Origin of the sequence: Caballeronia humi (genome assembly GCF_001544475.1) — a bacterium.
Taxonomy (GTDB): domain Bacteria; phylum Pseudomonadota; class Gammaproteobacteria; order Burkholderiales; family Burkholderiaceae; genus Caballeronia; species Caballeronia humi.
The window spans coordinates 566,087-584,907 of the sequence record NZ_FCNW02000001.1; the positions used below are offsets into that span (position 1 = coordinate 566,087).

Here is an 18,821-nt window from a genome sequence, read left to right on the forward strand (position 1 = left end):
AAATATCTGAACCACACAATTTGGCAGTTCAAACCCGCCTCATCGCGGCGCTTTGCCACGAGAATATTCGACCGTCGATGTAATGCGGGGCCACTTGGCCCGACTAATCGCAAACACCGTGCTGCGGCACTAGACACAGCTTAAAGGATACTCAAATGACCGCGCAACACTCGCACCCGGCGCCCGCCGGCGGCTCGCTCGGACGCGCACGCATTATTCAGCCGGTGTGGCTGCGCATCTCGCACTGGCTCAACGCGTTAGCTGTCATCCTGATGGTGCTTTCGGGCTGGCGCATCTATGACGCGTCGCCCGTCTTCAAGGGCTTCATGATTCCGCCCGGCATCACGCTCGGCGGCTGGCTCGGCGGCGCGCTGCAATGGCACTTTGCAGCCATGTGGCTGCTGTTCTTCAACGGCCTCTTTTATCTGGTGATGAACGTCGTCACCGGCCGCTTCGCCCGCAAGCTCTTTCCGGTTTCGCCGCGCGCCATTCTGGGCGACCTGCGTCTCGCACTAACCGGCCGGCTTTCGCACAACGATCTCAGCCATTACAACGCGGTGCAGAGGTTCGCGTATCTGTTCGCCATTGTCGATATCGCGGTCCTCGTGCTGTCCGGCCTCGTCATCTGGAAGTCGGTGCAGTTTCCGCTTCTGCGCGAGCTGATGGGCGGGTACGACACGGCGCGTGTCGTCCATTTCGTCGCGATGGCGCTGCTCGTGGGGTTCGTCGTCGTGCATGTGGCGATGGTCGCGCTCGTTCCGCGCTCGCTGCTCACGATGATTCGCGGACGCTGACCTAAGCGCCCCGCACGACAAGACTGAGGACCACACCATGAAAACTGATGAATCCAGCCGTAAAGGCGCTTTGATCGACCCGGCGCTCGATCGCGAATCCCTTCTGATCGACGCGCGCCGTGAACTGAAAATGCCCGCGCGGCGCCTGTTCGGAAAGCAACTCGTGTCGTTGGGCGGCCTCGCCTTGCTGACCGGTTGCAGCCTCTCCGACAACAAGTCGGTCGAGACTTTCCTCACGCGCGTATCGCGACTGAACGATACCGTGCAAGGCTGGATTTTCGATCCGAACCGGCTCGCACCCACCTACACCCCGGCCGAGATGACGCGCCCGTTTCCTTTCAATGCGTTCTACGGCATCGACGACGTGCCTGAAGTGAAACGTGACGATTTCCGCCTGCAAGTGAGCGGGCTCGTGGCGAGCAAGCGCGCGTGGACGCTGCCCGAGTTGTACGCGCTGCCGCATGCCGAGCAAATCACGCGGCACATTTGCGTGGAAGGGTGGAGTGCGATCGGCCGCTGGGGCGGCACACCGTTCTCGGAGTTCCTGAAGCGCGTCGGCGCGGACACGACGGCGAAATACGTCGGCTTCAAATGCGCGGACGACTACTACGAAAGTATCGATATGGCGACGGCGCTGCACCCGCAGACGCTGCTCACCTTCACCTACGACGGCGAGACGCTGCCAGCGAAATACGGGTTCCCGATGAAGCTGCGCATGCCGACCAAGCTCGGCTACAAGAATCCGAAGCACGTCATGGAGATTTTCGTCACCAACACGTTCCCTGGTGGCTACTGGGTCGATCAGGGATACAACTGGTTCGGGGGCTCCTGAGGCGGTCCGCATGACTGGCCGCGATGGAACTTCGATTCACCTCCGGCTACGCCGGACAAGCTTGTTCAAACAATTGAGGTTGATATGAAATTCTTGGTAACCGCAGTGACGGCCGTAACGTTGGCAATGACCGGCTCGATGGCTTTTGCTCAGACGACCGGTGCGATGTCGAGCGATTCGATGTCGAAAGATGCAATGTCGCACGACTCGATGAAGAAGGACTCGATGTCGAAAGATGCGATGTCGCACGACGCGATGAAGAAGGATTCGATGTCTAAAGATAAGATGTCGCACGACGCGATGAAGAAAGATTCGATGTCTAAAGATGCGATGTCGCACGACGCGATGAAGAAAGATTCGATGTCCAAGGACGCGATGAAGAAGGATTCGACGTCGCAGTAACGTGCATCGCCGGGCTCGACGCGTGGTATCGCGCCGAGCCTTCGGGGGCCATTCGTGCCTCCACCCGCCCGATCACTCGGGCTTTTTCTTGGGCGCGGCTTTCTTTGCCGGCGCTTTCTTTGCGGCCTCCGTCCCGGCCACGCCGGGCGGCGCTGCCTCAGTCTGCTGCTCCGCGCTCGCGCCGGAAGCACCCACCGGGTTCGCGCCAGGCACGGCCGCGCTGCCCGGTTGCGTCATCGCAAGGCTCGCAAGCTGGTTGAACTGGGTCTGAAGCACGTTCCACCATCCCGACGGATCGAACGCCGCGTCGTTCGCGCCGCCTGTGCCCGTCTTGGCTTCGTCTCGTGCCTCGGGCGCGGGCGGCGAAGGCGCGGCAGCCGCCTCGCGCGCCTCGCTCTTCGCCGTCGCCGACGGCGTGTTCATCGGCCAGCCCGACGCCTTCGGCTTCTCGGCCGGCGCCTGAGCCTGCGCGTTCTCCACCGACGATTGCGCATAAGCCCCGAACGCACGCAGCGTGGCGAGCGTCGCGCGCTGCACTTCGAGCGCCTGAATCGCCGATTGCAGCATGTTGAGATTGAGCTTGAGCCATTGCTCGACGGCGCGCATGTCGGTCACGCGCTTGTCGAGTTCCTCGATATTGGTAAGCGGCGCGAGCATGTCCGACATCATCGAAAGCGACGGGTTCATGCCCTGCCCGCCGCTCGGCATCGCAGCCGCGGCGAACGGATTGAGGCGCATCAGTTCCCACATCTTTCCCATCATGTCACCCTGCGAAAAACTGGGCATGCCGGGAAACGCGGCGAAAGGCGGCTTGCCGCCCGAAGTATCGGTCATGTGAATCTCCTTCGATTGAGCGCTGTGCGGTGTGAGCCGCAATCGCGCCACTGTACCTGCAAACGGATTCAGAACATTCAGAACGGTGAGCCGCCGGGGAAATCGGGCGGACGGCGCTCGCGCAGCGAACGCATGCCTTCCTGCACGTCGGGTCCGGAAAAACCCATGAATTCCAGCGCGAGCGATGCATCGAACGTCGGTCCCGCCGAGCGCAGCCAGTTATTCAGCGCGTACTTGGTCCAGCGGATCGCGCTCTGCGAGCCCGCCGCGAGCCGGTTCGCGACTTCGATCGCCTTCGGCATCAACTCGCTTTCCTCGACGGCGAGCGAGACCAGCCCGATGCGCTCCGCCTCCTCGCCGCTCACCGGCTCGCACAGCAGCAGGTAGTACTTTGCCTTCGCCATGCCGCACAGGAGCGGCCAGATGATCGCCGCGTGATCGCCCGCCGCGACGCCGAGCCGCGTATGGCCGTCGATGATGCGCGCTGTCTTCGAGGCAATAGAGATGTCCGCGAGCAGCCCCGCGACGAGCCCCGCGCCGACCGCCGGACCGTGCATCGCCGAGACGATCGGCTTGCTGCAGTTGATCACGTTATAGACGAGATCACGCGCCTCGCGCCAGACGCGCGCGCGCACGTCGAAGTCGGACGCCATCGCCTCGACGAGACCGAGGTCGCCGCCCGCCGAAAAGCCCTTGCCCTCGCCGCGGATCAGCGCGACGCGCGTGTCGGGATCGCGGTCGATGTCGCGCCAGATTTCCGCAAGCTGGCGATGCATGTTCGCGTCGGCCGTCGAGAGTCCGCTCTTGTTCGTGCCCGTCCCGCTCATCACGATTTCGAGCACGCCGTGCGGATGCCGCTCCAGTTTCAGCGACGTGTAATTCGCGTAGAAAGAGAGATCGCTCATGGCCATTCCTTGAAGTTGCCCGTCAGCGCGGCTGGTAGAGCCACTTGCCGTCGCGGATTTCCACCATCACGCGCGCGCGCTGATCGAGTCCGATGTGATCGTTCGGCGTCATGTTGACGAGGCCGTTGGTATCGGCGAAGTTCTTCGTGTTTTCGAGCGCGTCGCGCAGCGCGCGGCGAAACGCCGGCGTACCGGGCGCGCCCGCCTTCAGCGCGAGCGGCACCGCGCGATCGAGCAGCATGCCCGCGTCCCACGCATACGAGCCGAACGCCGATACCGACCCCGCGCCCTGCCGCGCCTCATAGAGTTTGATGTACGAAAGCGCAAGACGTTTCGCGGGATGATCGTCGGGAAGTTGCGCGGCGACGAGGACCGGGCTCGTCGGCAGGAAGGTTCCGTTGCAATCGGCGCCGCAGACGCGCAGGAAATCGCGGTTGCCGGTGCCGTGGTTGTGATAGATCTTGCCCTTGTAGCCGCGCAGCGCGAGCGTCTTCGGCGGCAGCGCGGCCGGCGTGCCCGCCGCGCCGACGACCACCGCATCCGGCTTCGCCGCGAGAATCTTGAGGATTTGCCCGGTCACGCTCGGATCGGTGCGATTGAAGCGCTCGTTGGCGACCATCGTGATCTTGTGCAGCTGCGCGAACTTCGCGACTTCCACGTAGAACGTTTCGCCGAGTGCATCGGCCTGGCCGATGTAGGCCATCGTTTTCACGCCGTGGTTGCTCGCGTGCTCGGCGATGGCGGAGGCCATCATCGCGTCGGTTTGCGGCGTCTTGAAGACCCAGTGGCGCTTGGCATCGACCGGTTCGATGATCTTCGCCGACGACGCCAGCGAGATCATCGGCGTCTCGCCCTCCGCCACGACGTCGATCATCGCGAGCGAATTCGGCGTGATCGACGAGCCGATGATCGCGTCCACACGATCCTCCGAAATCAGCTTCTTCGTGCTCTGGACGGCTTGCGTGGTATCCGAGGCATCGTCGAGGATGACGTATTCCACCGGCCGGCCGCCCATTTCCTTCGGCAGGAGCGCGACGGTATCGCGCGCGGGAATGCCGAGTGACGCGGCCGGGCCGGTCAGCGAGAGCACCAGGCCGATTTTTACCGGCGGCGTTTGTGCGAAAGCCGTCGCTGCGGATAGTGCAATCGATAAACTGGCTATCCAGCGCTTCATACACGTCTCCTTGTTTTTGTTGTGCTTTTAAAGCTGCCGGCAAAGTGTAAGGCGACGAACACGACAGGCGCATCGGGCGAAACCCGTTGCGCCGCGTCGCTTGATTTACTCGTGCAACGCCACGACGCTCTGATCGATCGCGCCGAAAATCGACCGCCCCGCTTCGTCGAACATCTCGATCTTCACGCTGTCGCCGAATTTCATGAACTCCGTCTGCGGCGCGCCGTGCTCGATCGTCTCCAGGCAGCGCTTCTCGGCGATACAGCAGTAGCCGCGCTTCGTGTCCTTGTTCGAGATCGTCCCCGAGCCGACGATCGCTCCCGCGCGCAGGTTGCGCGTCTTCGCCGCGTGCGCGATCAACTGGCCGAAGTGGAACACCATGTCGGTGCCGCAGTCGGGCTGGCCGACCTTCTTGCCGTTCCAGTGCACGATCATCGGGCGATGCACGCGGCCTTCGCGCCACGCGTCGCCGAGTTCGTCGGGCGTCACGGCGACCGGCGAAAACGCCGTCGCGGGCTTGCTCTGGAAGAAGCCGAAGCCCTTCGCCAGTTCGGCCGGGATCAGATTGCGCAACGAGACATCGTTGACGAGCGTCAGAAGGCGCACGTGACGCAGTGCTTCCTCGGGCTTCGCTGACATCGGCACGTCACTCGTGATCGCGGCGACTTCCGCCTCGAAGTCGATGCCGAACGCCTCCGATGCACACACGATGTCGTCCGCCGCGCCAAGGAAATCGTCGCTGCCGCCCTGGTACATCAGCGGGTCGGTCCAGAATTCGGGCGGCATGTCGGCGCCGCGCGCGCGCCGCACGAGCTCGACGTGGTTCACGTAGGCGGAGCCGTCGGCCCATTGAAAGGCGCGCGGCAGCGGCGCCATGCACGACTTCGCGTCGAACGAGAACGTGTGGCGCGCGCGGCTCTGATTGAGCGCGTCGTAGAGTTCGAGCAGTTGCGGCGCGTAGAAGGCCCAGTCGTCGAGCGCGCGTTGCATCGTGCCGACGATCGCATCCGCGATCGCCGCCGTGCGCAGATCGCGCGAAACGACGATCAATTGGCCGTCGCGCGTGCCGTCCTTCAGCGTGGCAAGTTTCATAGGGTGGTTCGGTTTCGTTGATGTCGGGTGACGATAAAGGAAATCTATTTTACGATGGTGAATCCGCGGCGCGGTTCCGCCGTTCGTTTTCAAGCGCCTTTTGCGTAAGTCCCATGTCCTCGAATCTCCCTTCCCCCGCCGATGAAACCGACGAAGCCGATCCCGCCGACGCTACGGAAGAAAAGGCGCGCTCCGGCATCCAGTCGATCGAAGTCGGTTTTCGGCTGCTCGACGTACTGACCAACGAGCCGCGCGCGATGATGCTGCGCGACCTCGCGCAGCGTGCAGGCATGAGCCCGGCGAAGGCGCATCGGTATCTGGTGAGCTTTCAGCGGCTCGGGCTCGCGTCGCAGGACCCGGTATCCGGACGCTACGAACTCGGCGGATTTGCCTTGCAGATGGGGCTGGCACGGCTCGCACGCGTCGATGGCGTGAAGCTCGCGCGCATCGCGATGTCTGAACTGCGCGACCGGCTCGATCAGACCGTCGGCATCGCGGTGTGGGGTAATCAGGGGCCGACCGTCGTGCACTGGATGGAGTCGAGCTATCCGGCGAAGGCTTCGCTGAAACTTGGCGACGTGATGCCGCTTTTGTCGTCGGCGACGGGGCTTTTGTTCGCCGCGTACCTGCCGCGCAGCAAGACTGAGGCGCTCCTCACGCGCGAACTCGCGGCGACGCGGCAGTCGATCGCGGACATCGAGCCGGTGCTGGCGGACGTGCGCGCACACGGCGCGGCGCGCGTGGAAGGCATGCTGCTGCCGACGATCCACGCGTTCTGCACACCCGTTTTCGATTCGACCGGCGATCTCGCGCTCGGTTTGATCGCGCTCGGACACGAAGGCGCGTTCGATACCCGCTGGGGCGGTGAAATCGATTCGGCGTTGCGCACGTGTGCGGCGGATCTTTCGTATCAGTTGGGATATACGGATCGCGAGCGTTGATGGCGGAGCTTGCGGAACATCGCTTTCTCAGGGCGTGTCATACGCGTTGGGTTTTCTTCACGCATCGCTGAGTGTTCATGCCGTTTCCTTGGTTTCGCCGTCCCCAGAGCGCCTCCGATTCGTCCGATGCCCTTGATGCGAAAGCCCCTCGCCGCTGGGGACGCTGGGCGTTGGTGCTGCTTGCCGTCCTCGCGCTGCATTGGGGCGCTGCGCGCTGGGTCGGACGCAATGGCAACGCAATCAATCCGCCGCCGGCCGATGATGTGCCGGTGCAGGTCGAGTTGCTGACGGCGAAGCCGGTTGAGCAGGCGCCTGCTCCGGTTCCGGCGCCAACCCCAGTAATAAAGCCTGCGCCGAAGCCAGCGCCCGTTGCTCCGCATAAGCCCGCCGCGCCGACGATCAGCATCCCGCGCGACGAACCCGATGCGCAGGCGACCGCCGCAACGGCTGCGCCTGCGTCGGCGGCCAGCGCGACCGCCGCCGCCCAAGCCGCGCAGCCCGCCCCGCCCGCCCCGCCAGCCCCGCCCGCTCCCACCGTTCCCGGCGACAAATTCGACGTCCCGCCAAGCGGCGAATTGCGCTACGACACGCTGGTCAACGGCATGATGAACCAGACTGGCACGATCCACTGGATCAACGATGGCCAGCATTACGAGATGGTCGTCTCTATCCCGATTCCGTTCGTCGGACCGTATGTGTATTCGAGCAAGGGTCACATCGACTCGTTCGGCATCGCGCCGGAGCAATATTCCGAGCAGCGCGGCCGCCGCGCCGCCGATGTCACCGTCTTCGATCGCGAAACAAGGCAGCTCGTCTATACCCGCACGCCGTCGAACAAGCCGCTCGCCGACGGCGCGCAGGACCGTTTCAGCGTCTTCATGCAGCTCGCGAGCCTCGTGCGCGGCGCGCCCGACACGTACAAGCCGGGCGTGACGCGCCAGTTCAGCGTCGCCGACAACGACAGCAGCGAAGGCTGGTCGTTTGTCACCGTCGCCGACGAGAACGTCCAGGCGCGTGGCGGATCGGTCGGCGCGCGGCACTTCACGCGTCTGCCGCGCCGCGAAGGCGACCGGCGAAGAATCGACGTGTGGCTCGCTCCATCGCTTGGCTGGCTGCCGGTGCGCATCGTCCAGACGGAACCGAACGGCATGCAGATCGAACTGCTCTGGCGCGGCAAGCTACAGGCGCCCGATGGCGTCGAAACTGGCGGCCCGGGCACGCCGGATGCGTCAGACGAATCCGCGCCCGGGCCGATGCAGACCGAAAAGCCATAGACCGGACGGATCTCAGGGCGCCATCCGCAAACGCATTCTTTACGGAGACAACATGCAGGTGACGATCAACGGTATCGACACGCGATATGTGCTGAGCAACGAAAGCGGCGGCCCCTGGCTGACGTTCATTCACCAACTGGCAGGTGATCTGTCGGTATGGGACCAACAAGCCGGCTACTTCAGAAACGATTTCACCGTCCTGCGCTACGACCTGCGCGGCCACGGGCAAACAGCGGTGTCGCCCGATTCTTTCAGTATCGAACAACTTTCCGACGATCTCGCCGAATTACTGCACAAGCTCGGTGCACCGCGCACGCATGTGGTGGGTTTGTCGATCGGCGGGATGGTCGCGCAGCAGTTCGCCGCCGATCACGCCGATCTCGTCGATACGCTGACCGTCGTCGGCGCGCCGGCTTACATTCGCGAGGAAGCGCGCCCGACGTTCACTCAACGCGCGGCATCCGTGCGCGAAAACGGGACTGCGAGTATCGTGGATGCAACGCTCGAACGATGGCTCACGGCGGAGTTCCGCCAGCGGCATCCCGAAGTCGTCGAGCAGATCGCGGAGACGATCATGCGTACGCCATCGGAAGGATTCGCACGCGCGGCCGAAGCCATCCGAAGTTTCGATGTGCGACAAAAGCTGGTCTCTGTGGTGAAGCCCACCTTGGTCGTCGCCGGAAAGCACGACGCGGGCACGCCAAATGCTGAGTCCCAAATGATCGCCGACGCTGTACCGGGTGCCCTTTTTGAAACACTCGACGCGGCACATCTGTCGCCGATCGAAGCTTCCACGCAATTCACCGCGCTGCTTGGAACTTTCCTGCGTAGTTCTGTCTGAAAGTAAGCCTCGATGGGCTTTTGGCAACACGTCGAGGCCACCCCTTGAATTCCAACCCAAGCGCTCCATCTACGGTGCAGAATGCCAGGAGCAACAGGAATAAGGAGTGTCGCCATGCAAATGATCTACAACAGCCCTAACTATTGTGTCGTCGAATTTCCGCCGCAAGACAACCATCTGGCCATGAAGGCCGGTGGCTATGAGATTGTCGACAAGAACATGCAGCGTGAAATTTTCATCGACGGTGCACTGGCGGCCAAGTTTCGAGAACACGTACAGAAGCTGATCGAAGAGGAACAGTCACTCGAAGACGTCGACGAATTTCTCGGTCAGTTCGATATTCTGATGAACCAGCCGGTGATCCTTCACTGATCATTTAGATTGATTGTTACGTAACAGGTGACACCCCATAAACCCCGTCGCGCAAGCGGCGGGGTTTTTCGTTTTCCGGCACCTTGAATCTCTCCCAAGGCCCTGCGTGGACAACGCCTGAACGTCTGTCCGGCTACAATGACAGGCTCATTTCCTTCCACTGGTGCGAGCCCGTCCGTCATGAACCAGACTGCCACTTCGACCACCGCTACCGCCCCGTCCCGCCGCGCCTACACGCGCGGCGCAACGCTGCCTGCACTGTTGCAACAACGCATCCTGATTCTCGACGGCGCGATGGGCACGATGATCCAGCGTTACAAACTGGACGAAGCGGCGTATCGCGGCGAACGCTTCAAGGAAATCGATCGCGATATCAAGGGCAACAACGAACTGCTGTCCATTACGCAGCCGCAAGTAATCCGCGAGATCCACGAACAGTACCTCGCGGCGGGCGCGGATATCGTCGAGACGAACACGTTCGGTGCGACGCGCGTCGCGCAAGCGGACTACGGGATGGAACAACTCGCCGCCGAGATGAATTGCGAGTCGGTGAAGCTCGCGCGCGAGGCTTGCGACAAATACTCGACACCGGACAAGCCGCGTTTCGTCGCGGGCGCAATTGGACCGACGCCGAAGACCGCGAGCATTTCGCCCGATGTGAATGATCCGGGCGCGCGCAACGTAACGTTCGACGAATTGCGTGTCGCTTATTACGAGCAGGCGAAAGCGCTGCTCGACGCGGGCTGCGACTTGTTCCTCGTCGAGACGATTTTCGACACGCTGAACGCGAAGGCCGCGCTTTTTGCACTCGATGAACTGTTTGAAGACACCGGCGAACTTCTGCCGATCATGATCTCGGGCACGGTGACGGATGCGTCGGGACGGATTCTGTCGGGCCAGACGGTCGAGGCGTTCTGGAACTCGTTGCGCCACGCGCGGCCGCTGACATTCGGGCTGAATTGCGCGCTCGGCGCGGCGCTGATGCGGCCGTATATCGCGGAACTGGCGAAGCTCTGCGATACCTACGTGTCGTGCTATCCGAATGCCGGTCTGCCGAATCCGATGAGCGATACCGGATTCGATGAGACGCCGGATGTGACGTCGGGGTTGCTGAAGGAGTTCGCGGAAGCCGGTTTGGTGAATCTCGCGGGCGGGTGTTGCGGAACGACGCCGGAGCATATTGCGGAGATAGCGAAGGCGCTCGCCGAGGTGAAGCCGCGCAAGTGGCCGTCGCACTATCGCGACGCGGCCTGATCACGACAACCACACACAGCACACCATGACCGATCACACGATGCGCCTCTCCGGCCTCGAACCGTTCAACGTCACCGACGGCTCCCTCTTCATCAACGTCGGTGAGCGCACCAACGTGACCGGGTCGAAGGCCTTCGCGCGCATGATCCTCAACGGCCAGTTCGACGAGGCGCTTGCCGTCGCGCGCCAGCAGGTCGAGAACGGCGCGCAGGTCATCGACATCAACATGGACGAAGCGATGCTCGATTCAAAAGCGGCGATGGTCCGCTTCCTGAATCTGATCGCGTCGGAACCGGATATCGCGCGCGTGCCGATCATGATCGACTCGTCGAAGTTCGAGGTGATCGAAGCGGGGCTCAAGTGCGTGCAGGGCAAGGCGATCGTCAACTCGATCTCGCTCAAGGAAGGCGAAGAGCCGTTCCGCCATCACGCGACGCTGATCCGCCGCTATGGCGCGGCCGCCGTCGTGATGGCCTTCGACGAGCAAGGGCAGGCCGATACCTTCGAGCGCAAGACGCAAATCTGCAAGCGCTCGTATGACTTCCTGGTGAACGAAGTCGGCTTCCCGCCCGAGGACATCATCTTCGACCCGAACATTTTCGCGATCGCGACGGGCATCGAGGAGCACAACAACTACGCCGTCGATTTCATCAACGCGACGCGCTGGATCAAGCAGAACCTGCCGTACGCGAAGGTGAGCGGCGGCGTGTCGAACGTGTCGTTTTCGTTTCGCGGCAACGATCCCGTGCGCGAGGCGATCCACACCGTGTTCCTGTATCACGCGATCCAGGCCGGCATGGACATGGGCATCGTCAACGCGGGGATGCTGGGCGTCTATCAGGACCTTGATCCGGAACTGCGCGAGCGCGTCGAAGACGTGGTGCTCAACCGTCGCGACGACGGCACCGACCGCCTGCTCGAAAGCGCCGACAAGTTCAAAACCGGCGCCGCGAAGAAGGAAGAGAACCTCGAATGGCGCAACCAGCCGGTCGAGGCACGCCTGTCGCATGCGCTCGTGCACGGCATCACGAACTTCATCGTCGAGGATACGGAGGAGGTGCGCGCGAAGATCGACAAGGCCGGTGGCCGTCCGATCAACGTGATCGAAGGGCCGCTGATGGACGGCATGAACATCGTCGGCGACCTGTTCGGCGCGGGCAAGATGTTCCTGCCGCAAGTGGTCAAGTCGGCGCGCGTGATGAAGCAGGCGGTCGCGCATCTGATCCCGTTCATCGAGGAAGAGAAGAAGCGCATGGCCGATGCCGGCGCCGACGTGCGGCCGAAAGGCAAGATCGTGATCGCGACCGTGAAGGGCGACGTGCACGACATCGGCAAGAACATCGTGTCGGTGGTGCTCCAGTGCAACAACTTCGAAGTCGTCAATATGGGCGTGATGGTGCCCTGCGCGACCATCCTGCAAAAAGCGAAGGAAGAAGGCGCGGACATCATCGGCCTGTCGGGGCTGATCACGCCGAGTCTCGAGGAAATGGCCTACGTCGCGTCCGAAATGCAGCGCGACGACTACTTCCGCGGCAAGCAGACGCCGCTTCTGATCGGCGGCGCGACGACCTCGCGCGTGCACACGGCCGTGAAGATCGCGCCTCATTACGATGGCCCGGTGGTCTACGTGCCGGACGCGTCGCGCTCGGTGTCGGTGGCGTCGAGCCTGTTGTCGGACGAAGGCGCGGCGAAATACCTCGACGATCTCAAGAGCGACTACGACCGCATCCGCACGCAGCACGCTAACAAGAAGGCGCTGCCGATGGTCACCTACGCCGAGGCGCGCGCGAACAAGGCGAAGATCGACTGGGCGGGTTACACGCCGAAGAAGCCGACGTTCATCGGCCGGCGCGTGTTCAAGAACTATGATCTGGCGGATCTGGCGAACTACATCGACTGGGCGCCGTTCTTCCAGACCTGGGATCTGGCGGGGCCGTATCCGGCGATCCTGAACGACGAGATCGTCGGCGAATCGGCGCGGCGCGTGTTTTCCGACGGCAAGTCGATGCTCTCGCGCATCATCCAGGGCCGCTGGCTGACGGCGAACGGCGTCGTGATGCTGCTGCCCGCGAACACCGTGAACGACGACGACATCGAAATCTACACGGACGAATCGCGCACGAAGGTCGCGATGACCTGGCGCAACTTGAGGCAACAGAGCGTGAGGCCGGTCGTCGACGGCGTGATGCGGCCGAACCGGTCGCTCGCCGATTTCATCGCGCCGAAGGAATCGGGCGTGGCGGACTACATCGGCCTCTTCGCGGTGACGGCGGGCTTGGGCGTCGACAAGAAGGAGCAGCAGTTCGAAGCCGACCACGACGACTACAGCGCAATCATGCTGAAAGCGCTCGCCGACCGCTTCGCCGAAGCCTTCGCCGAAGCGCTGCATGCGCGTGTGCGCCGCGAACTGTGGGGTTATGCGTCCGCTGAAACGCTCGACAACGCCGCGCTGATCGCCGAGCAGTATCGCGGGATTCGTCCGGCGCCGGGCTATCCCGCCTGCCCGGATCACCTCGTCAAGAAAGACATGTTCGACGTGCTCCAAGCCGGCGATATCGGCATGAGCGTGACCGAATCGCTCGCAATGCTGCCGGCCGCGAGCGTCTCGGGCTTCTACATCGCGCATCCGGACTGCACGTATTTCTCGGTCGGCAAGATCGGCGATGACCAGGTTGAAAGCTTCGCGCAACGCATGGCGCTCTCGAAAAACGATGCCGAGCGCGCCCTCGCACCGCTTCTGTAACACCCTTGCGACATACGCGCCGCGTGATATTGAAAAACAGCGCGCGGCGCGACCAGGAATTATTGTTTTACGTAGACTTGCCGTTGCGAATGCCCGTCATGGCGACGGTCACGCAATTTCAATAGTCCCGGAGAAAGCCGCATGAAGAAGCTGACGCCCGTCGTAGCCGTTGCCGCCGCAGTCCTGTTCACGTCCGGTAGTTCAGTCGCGTTCGCCCAGACCGCGAGCGCCGTGTCGTCATATTCGCCGCCGATGACCGAGCACAAGAAAAAACCCAAGAAACCCAAGGCCAAGAAAGGCGCAAGCGCGCCGTCGTCCACCACCAACGGCCAGTCGCAGTAACTTTTATCCGTCAGACAAAAAACCCGCATCGTCACAAACCGATGCGGGTTTTTTCCATGCGCCCAGATTCAGCGCTTACTTAACTCTCCGTCACACGCCCCACAAAATATCCGTGTTCGCTTTCTGCGCGAGGCGGAGCATGTCGAGAAACGGATACGCGCGCTGCGCGAGGCCAATCGGAATCTCGTGCGGCTCATGGCCCGCTTCGCCTTCGTGAAAGTGCCCGTCGTGCTCGGCGCGCTCTTTCTTGTCGGTGACGACGGCGGCTTCCAGCTTCTCGATCGCAACGGGCAACTCGTCGTGCGTGATGACACCGCGAGGCCCCAAATGCTTGCCGATGATGCCGAGCAGATACTCAGCCAGGTTCTCCAGCATCATGACGTCCGGTGCGGCGCTGGTTTTGAATGTGATCAGCATGGCAAGGTCCTTTTCCTTATGTTGGGTGATTGGCGAAACGCGCCGGCCGACTGTGCCGCGCCGCGTGGGCTCCCCTGACTGTTTCCCTGACGACGACCCTGATTCGACATATTAGCACCTGCTAAAATCCGTTTTCGACATCGAAGGCAATCGGAATCGTCGCAATGTGTGAGGCTCGCGCCCGCCGACGCCCGGTTGCCCCATGCCTCGTTCGCACCATTGCACGCCGGCCAAGGCGCCGCGTCACGCCACATCACACCGGACCCGGTCCACTGGATCATTCAGCATGCTGCCCGCACACAAACATACCCTCGCCACGCTCCTCTCCGACGCGGTCGGCCAAGTCGCGCTCGCCACGCAAGGCGCATCCGAAGCCGCGTTCGTCGAACCGGTGATCGTCCTCGAACGTCCGAAAGTCGCCGCGCACGGCGACGTCGCATCGAACGTCGCGATGCAGCTCGCCAAGCCGCTGCGCGCGAATCCGCGCCAGCTCGCGCAGCAGATCGTCGATGCGGTGCTCGCGAATCCGGCCGCCAAGGGACTCGTCGAAGGCGCCGAAGTCGCCGGGCCGGGCTTCATCAACCTGCGTCTCGCCCCTGCCGCGAAGCAAGACGTGGTCCCGGCCGTGCTCGGCGAAGGCGCTGCGTTCGGCCGTTCGACGCGCGAGGAAGGCAAACGCGTGTTGGTCGAATTCGTGTCGGCGAATCCGACCGGGCCGCTGCACGTCGGCCACGGCCGCCAGGCCACGCTCGGCGACGCGCTCTCGAACCTGCTCGCGACGCAAGGCTATGCGGTGCATCGCGAGTTCTACTACAACGACGCCGGCGTGCAGATCAACAACCTCGCGATCTCGACTCAGGCGCGCGCCCGCGGCTTCAAACCCGGCGACGCGGACTGGCCGGAAGCCGCGTACAACGGCGAGTACATCGCCGACATCGCGCGAGATTATCTGGCGGGCGCGACCGTCGCGGCGAAGGACGGCGACCCGGTCAAGGGCCGGGGCGACGTCGAAGATCTGGACGCGATCCGCGTGTTCGCCGTGGCTTATCTGCGCCACGAACAGGACATGGATCTGACCGCGTTTGGCGTGAAATTCGACCAGTTCTATCTGGAGTCGTCGCTGTACAAGGAAGGCCGGGTCGAATCGACGGTGAACGCGCTCGTCGCCGCCGGCAAGACCTACGAGCAGGACGGCGCGCTGTGGTTGCGCACGACCGACGACGGCGACGACAAGGACCGCGTCATGCGCAAGACCGACGGCACGTACACGTACTTCGTGCCGGACGTCGCGTATCACGTCGCGAAGTGGGAGCGCGGTTTCACGAAGGTCATCAACGTGCAGGGCTCGGACCACCACGGCACGATCGCGCGGGTGCGCGCGGGACTGCAGGGCCTGGGCGTGGGCATTCCGAAGGGCTATCCCGACTACGTGCTGCACAAGATGGTCACCGTGATGCGCGACGGCCAGGAAGTGAAAATCTCGAAGCGCGCGGGCAGCTACGTGACGGTGCGCGACCTGATCGAATGGTCGGGCGGGATGGCGCCGGGCAGCGAGGCGTCGCCGGATCAACTGGACGAGGAAACCGTCCGCCGCGGCCGTGACGCGGTGCGCTTCTTCCTCGTGTCGCGTAAAGCCGATACGCAGTTCGTTTTCGACATCGACCTCGCGCTCAAGCAAAACGACGAAAACCCGGTGTACTACGTGCAGTACGCGCACGCGCGCATCAGCACGATCCTCTCCGACTGGAAGACGCGCTACAACGGCGACCTGTCGCAGGCGGCGCACGCCGATCTCGCGCCGCTGTCGAGCGAACGCGCGATGGCGCTCCTGAACAAGCTCGCCGAATACCCCGACATGCTCGCGAATGCCGCGGACGAACTCGCGCCGCACGCGGTCGCATTCTATTTGCGCGACCTCGCTGGCGAATTCCACTCGTTCTACAATGCGGAGCGCGTTCTCGTCGATGAAGAGGCGCCGCGCAATGCGCGAATCGCATTGCTCGCGGCGACGCGCCAGGTGCTCGCGAACGGCCTGGCCACGATCGGCGTGTCCGCTCCCGTCAAGATGTAATTGCCACCCGGTGCATCGGCTTCGCAGCCCGTCGCGCAATTCGGATTTTTCGGCGCGCGCGGGCGGCTTGGCCGTGCTCTGGCCCGCTTCGGGCCGCCGTTATAATCGTCGGCCATTCAGAAGACTTTTTGCAGGTGAATCATAAGATGGCAAAACCACGCAGCACGTCGAAGCAGTCGAAGCAAACCGGGGGCACCTTTCTCGGTATCGTGCTGGGCTTGATCGTCGGCCTTGCAATCGCGGTCATCGTCGCGCTCTACATCACGCGCGCGCCTACGCCGTTCGTCGCAAAGGTCGCGCCGCCGGCGTCCGAATCGGGCGCAACGACCGCCAACGGCCAGCCGTACGACCCGAACCGTCCGCTGCAGGGCAAGACGCCCGGACAAGCCGTGCCGCAAGCCGCGCAGCCCGCGCCGCCGAACACCGCGCCCGGCCAGACGAACAGCCAGACGCAGTCGTCCGGCACGTTCGAGGAGCCGCAGATCGTGGAAGTGCCGCCGTCGACGGAAAATGGCGTGGCGGTCGCGCCGAAGCCCGCGACGCCGTCGCAGGGCACGAGCGCCGCTATCGCGAAGAAACCGTCGGCGAGTGCGCCGTCGGCTACCAGCACGGCGAGCGCATCGGGTGCGAAGGGCACGTCCGCCCCGGCGACGGCGAAAGCCACCCCGCCCGCTCCCGGCGATGCGAACACCGGCTACTTCCTGCAAGTGGGCGCGTACAAGACCCAGGCCGACGCCGAGCAGCAGCGTGCGCGCCTCGGCTTCCAGGGCTTCGAGTCGAAGGTCACGGAGCGCGATGCCGGCGGCGTCACTTACTATCGCGTGCGCATCGGGCCGTTTGCGAAGTTCGAGGACATGAACAACGTGCGTCAGCGTCTGTCCGATGCGGGCGTCGATACCGCCGTGATCCGCTTCTCCAAGCAGTAAGCACCGCTTTACCGCGCCTTCGATTCGCTTCGAAGGCGCGGATTGGGAACACCGCTTAAGGTTGGCTTAAGTGTCTTATGTCCCACTGACGTCCTTGCCGCACCACGCGCTTTCTCGCCACTCACGCACCACTTCACGCACCTTTCCCGTCATGAAAAAACAGTTCAGTGCGCTTGCAGTCTCTCTCGGAATCGTCATCGGCTCGATCGGCGCCATCGGCGCGATGAATGCGGCGCACGCGTCGCCTGCCGCGCCCGTCGCCGGCACGGATTACTCCGTGTTGCAGGCCGCGCAGCCCGTCAACGCGGCGGGCAAGATCGAAGTCACCGAATTCTTCTGGTACGGCTGCCCGCATTGCAACGAGTTCGAGCCGTATCTCGAAGCGTGGATCAAGAAGCAGGGTCCGGACGTGGTGTTCAAGCGCGTGCCGGTCGCCTTCCGCGACGACTTCATTCCGCACTCGAAGATGTATCACGCGCTCGACGCGCTCGGCGTCGTCGAAAAGGTGACGCCCGCGGTCTTCAACGAGATCCACGTGAAGAAGAACTATCTGCTGACGCCGCAGGCGCAAGCCGACTTCCTGGCCACGCAGGGCGTCGACAAGAAGAAGTACATGGACGCGTACAACTCGTTCTCGACGCAAAGCGCCGTGCAGCGCGACACCAAACTGCTGTCGGACTACAAGATCGAAGGCGTGCCGACGCTGATCGTGCAGGGCAAGTACGAGACCGGCCCCTCGATGACCAACAACCTCCCGGGCACGACGCAGGTGCTCGACTTCCTGGTCGGCCAGGTTCGCGCGAAGAAGATGTAATCCGTAGCGCCGTATGCATGCAGTCCGACTGAAGGTCTTCATCACCGGCGCAACGAGCGGCATCGGCCTCGCGCTCGCCGAGGAATATGTCCGGCGCGGGGCCGCACTCGGCCTCGTCGCCCGCCGCGCCGATGTTCTCGCGGCATTCGCCGCCCGCTTCCCCGATTCCCCCATCTCGATCTACCCCGCCGACGTCCGCGATGCCGCCGCGCTCGCCGATGCCGCCGCGCGCTTCGTCGCCGAGCACGGCCCAGCCGATATCGTGATCGCGAACGCGGGCATCAGCCGCGGCGCGCTGACCGGCCACGGCGACCTCGACACCTTCCGCGAAGTGATGGACACCAACTACTTCGGCATGGTCGCGACGTTCGAGCCGTTTGTCCGAGCGATGACCGCCGCGCGAAGCGGGACGCTCGTCGGCATCGCGAGCGTCGCGGGCGTGCGTGGACTGCCGGGCTCGGGCGCGTACAGCGCGTCGAAGTCGGCGGCGGCGAAGTATCTGGAAGCGTTGCGGGTCGAGATGCGGCCGCAGGGCGTGTCGGTGGTCACGATCGCGCCGGGCTACGTGCGCTCGGCGATGACCGCGAAGAATCCCTATCCGATGCCGTTCCTGATGGACGCGGACAAGTTCGCCGCCAGGACCGCCGACGCCATCTCGCGCCGGACGCGATACGCCACGTTTCCGTGGCAGATGCGCATCGCGGGCGCTCTTCTGCACGTGATGCCGCGCTGGCTTTACGACAGGCTATTCGAGCGCGCCCCGCGCAAGCCGCGCGGCGACGCATCGTCATGA

The 18,821-nt window shown here is 63.5% G+C and carries 19 protein-coding genes; 14 read left to right on the forward strand and 5 right to left on the reverse strand.

Features of this window, described 5'->3' with window-relative positions; all coding sequences use genetic code 11:
• Positions 1-155: 155 nt before the first annotated feature.
• The 3 genes from AWB65_RS02700 (at position 156) to AWB65_RS02710 (ending at position 2,028) form a co-directional block, all read left to right on the forward strand.
• Entirely contained in the window at positions 156-794 is a 639-nt protein-coding gene (locus AWB65_RS02700; protein WP_087665638.1) for a cytochrome b/b6 domain-containing protein, read from the forward strand.
• Between the two features lie 37 nt (positions 795-831).
• Positions 832-1,626, forward strand: a complete 795-nt coding sequence (locus AWB65_RS02705) for a molybdopterin-dependent oxidoreductase (RefSeq protein WP_087665639.1) — start codon at positions 832-834, stop codon at positions 1,624-1,626.
• Between the two features lie 84 nt (positions 1,627-1,710).
• The gene (locus AWB65_RS02710; protein ID WP_087665640.1) at positions 1,711-2,028 is read left to right on the forward strand and encodes a pentapeptide MXKDX repeat protein; all 318 of its coding nucleotides are present in this window, start codon (positions 1,711-1,713) and stop codon (positions 2,026-2,028) included.
• A 72-nt stretch (positions 2,029-2,100) separates the two neighbouring features.
• Here the strand turns inward: AWB65_RS02710 and AWB65_RS02715 are convergent, their stop codons facing one another.
• From AWB65_RS02715 to AWB65_RS02730, 4 genes are all read right to left on the reverse strand, one after another.
• Complete coding sequence (locus tag AWB65_RS02715) at positions 2,101-2,862, reverse strand: PhaM family polyhydroxyalkanoate granule multifunctional regulatory protein (RefSeq protein WP_087665641.1); 762 nt, start codon at positions 2,860-2,862, stop codon at positions 2,101-2,103.
• A 77-nt stretch (positions 2,863-2,939) separates the two neighbouring features.
• Entirely contained in the window at positions 2,940-3,767 is an 828-nt protein-coding gene (locus tag AWB65_RS02720) for an enoyl-CoA hydratase/isomerase family protein (RefSeq protein ID WP_087665642.1), read from the reverse strand.
• A gap of 22 nt (positions 3,768-3,789) precedes the next feature.
• Positions 3,790-4,941, reverse strand: coding sequence for an ABC transporter substrate-binding protein (locus tag AWB65_RS02725; protein ID WP_087665643.1), 1,152 nt, complete (start codon positions 4,939-4,941; stop codon positions 3,790-3,792).
• A 105-nt stretch (positions 4,942-5,046) separates the two neighbouring features.
• Positions 5,047-6,033 carry a fumarylacetoacetate hydrolase family protein gene (locus AWB65_RS02730; protein ID WP_087665644.1) on the reverse strand — a complete coding sequence of 329 codons (987 nt, stop codon included), beginning with the start codon at positions 6,031-6,033 and terminating at the stop codon, positions 5,047-5,049.
• Between the two features lie 113 nt (positions 6,034-6,146).
• On the opposite strand from AWB65_RS02730, the gene AWB65_RS02735 reads away from it, so the two are divergent.
• From AWB65_RS02735 to AWB65_RS02765, 7 genes are all read left to right on the forward strand, one after another.
• Positions 6,147-6,974, forward strand: coding sequence for an IclR family transcriptional regulator (locus AWB65_RS02735; protein ID WP_087665645.1), 828 nt, complete (start codon positions 6,147-6,149; stop codon positions 6,972-6,974).
• Between the two features lie 77 nt (positions 6,975-7,051).
• Positions 7,052-8,248: a DUF3108 domain-containing protein gene (locus AWB65_RS02740; protein WP_087665646.1), complete on the forward strand. Its 1,197-nt coding sequence runs from the start codon at positions 7,052-7,054 to the stop codon at positions 8,246-8,248.
• Between the two features lie 52 nt (positions 8,249-8,300).
• The gene (locus AWB65_RS02745) at positions 8,301-9,089 is read left to right on the forward strand and encodes an alpha/beta fold hydrolase (RefSeq protein WP_087665647.1); all 789 of its coding nucleotides are present in this window, start codon (positions 8,301-8,303) and stop codon (positions 9,087-9,089) included.
• Between the two features lie 114 nt (positions 9,090-9,203).
• Positions 9,204-9,461 (forward strand): BTH_I0359 family protein, encoded by a 258-nt coding sequence (locus AWB65_RS02750; RefSeq protein ID WP_087655744.1) that lies wholly within the window; start codon positions 9,204-9,206, stop codon positions 9,459-9,461.
• Between the two features lie 180 nt (positions 9,462-9,641).
• Complete coding sequence (locus AWB65_RS02755; RefSeq protein WP_087665648.1) at positions 9,642-10,715, forward strand: homocysteine S-methyltransferase family protein; 1,074 nt, start codon at positions 9,642-9,644, stop codon at positions 10,713-10,715.
• A 25-nt stretch (positions 10,716-10,740) separates the two neighbouring features.
• Entirely contained in the window at positions 10,741-13,458 is a 2,718-nt protein-coding gene (gene metH, locus AWB65_RS02760) for a methionine synthase (protein ID WP_087665649.1), read from the forward strand.
• A 141-nt stretch (positions 13,459-13,599) separates the two neighbouring features.
• Positions 13,600-13,800 carry a hypothetical protein gene (locus AWB65_RS02765; RefSeq protein WP_087655741.1) on the forward strand — a complete coding sequence of 67 codons (201 nt, stop codon included), beginning with the start codon at positions 13,600-13,602 and terminating at the stop codon, positions 13,798-13,800.
• Between the two features lie 90 nt (positions 13,801-13,890).
• Here the strand turns inward: AWB65_RS02765 and AWB65_RS02770 are convergent, their stop codons facing one another.
• Complete coding sequence (locus tag AWB65_RS02770) at positions 13,891-14,217, reverse strand: DUF1840 domain-containing protein (protein ID WP_087665650.1); 327 nt, start codon at positions 14,215-14,217, stop codon at positions 13,891-13,893.
• A 286-nt stretch (positions 14,218-14,503) separates the two neighbouring features.
• Here AWB65_RS02770 and argS point away from each other — a divergent pair, with 286 nt between their 5' ends.
• The 4 genes from argS (at position 14,504) to AWB65_RS02790 (ending at position 18,821) form a co-directional block, all read left to right on the forward strand.
• A complete protein-coding gene (argS, locus tag AWB65_RS02775) occupies positions 14,504-16,288 on the forward strand; it encodes an arginine--tRNA ligase (RefSeq protein WP_087665651.1) in 1,785 nt (594 codons plus the stop codon).
• Between the two features lie 146 nt (positions 16,289-16,434).
• Complete coding sequence (locus tag AWB65_RS02780) at positions 16,435-17,214, forward strand: SPOR domain-containing protein (protein WP_087665652.1); 780 nt, start codon at positions 16,435-16,437, stop codon at positions 17,212-17,214.
• 151 nt (positions 17,215-17,365) lie between these two features.
• Positions 17,366-18,028, forward strand: coding sequence for a thiol:disulfide interchange protein DsbA/DsbL (locus AWB65_RS02785; protein WP_087665653.1), 663 nt, complete (start codon positions 17,366-17,368; stop codon positions 18,026-18,028).
• A 13-nt stretch (positions 18,029-18,041) separates the two neighbouring features.
• The gene (locus tag AWB65_RS02790) at positions 18,042-18,821 is read left to right on the forward strand and encodes an SDR family oxidoreductase (protein ID WP_087665654.1); all 780 of its coding nucleotides are present in this window, start codon (positions 18,042-18,044) and stop codon (positions 18,819-18,821) included.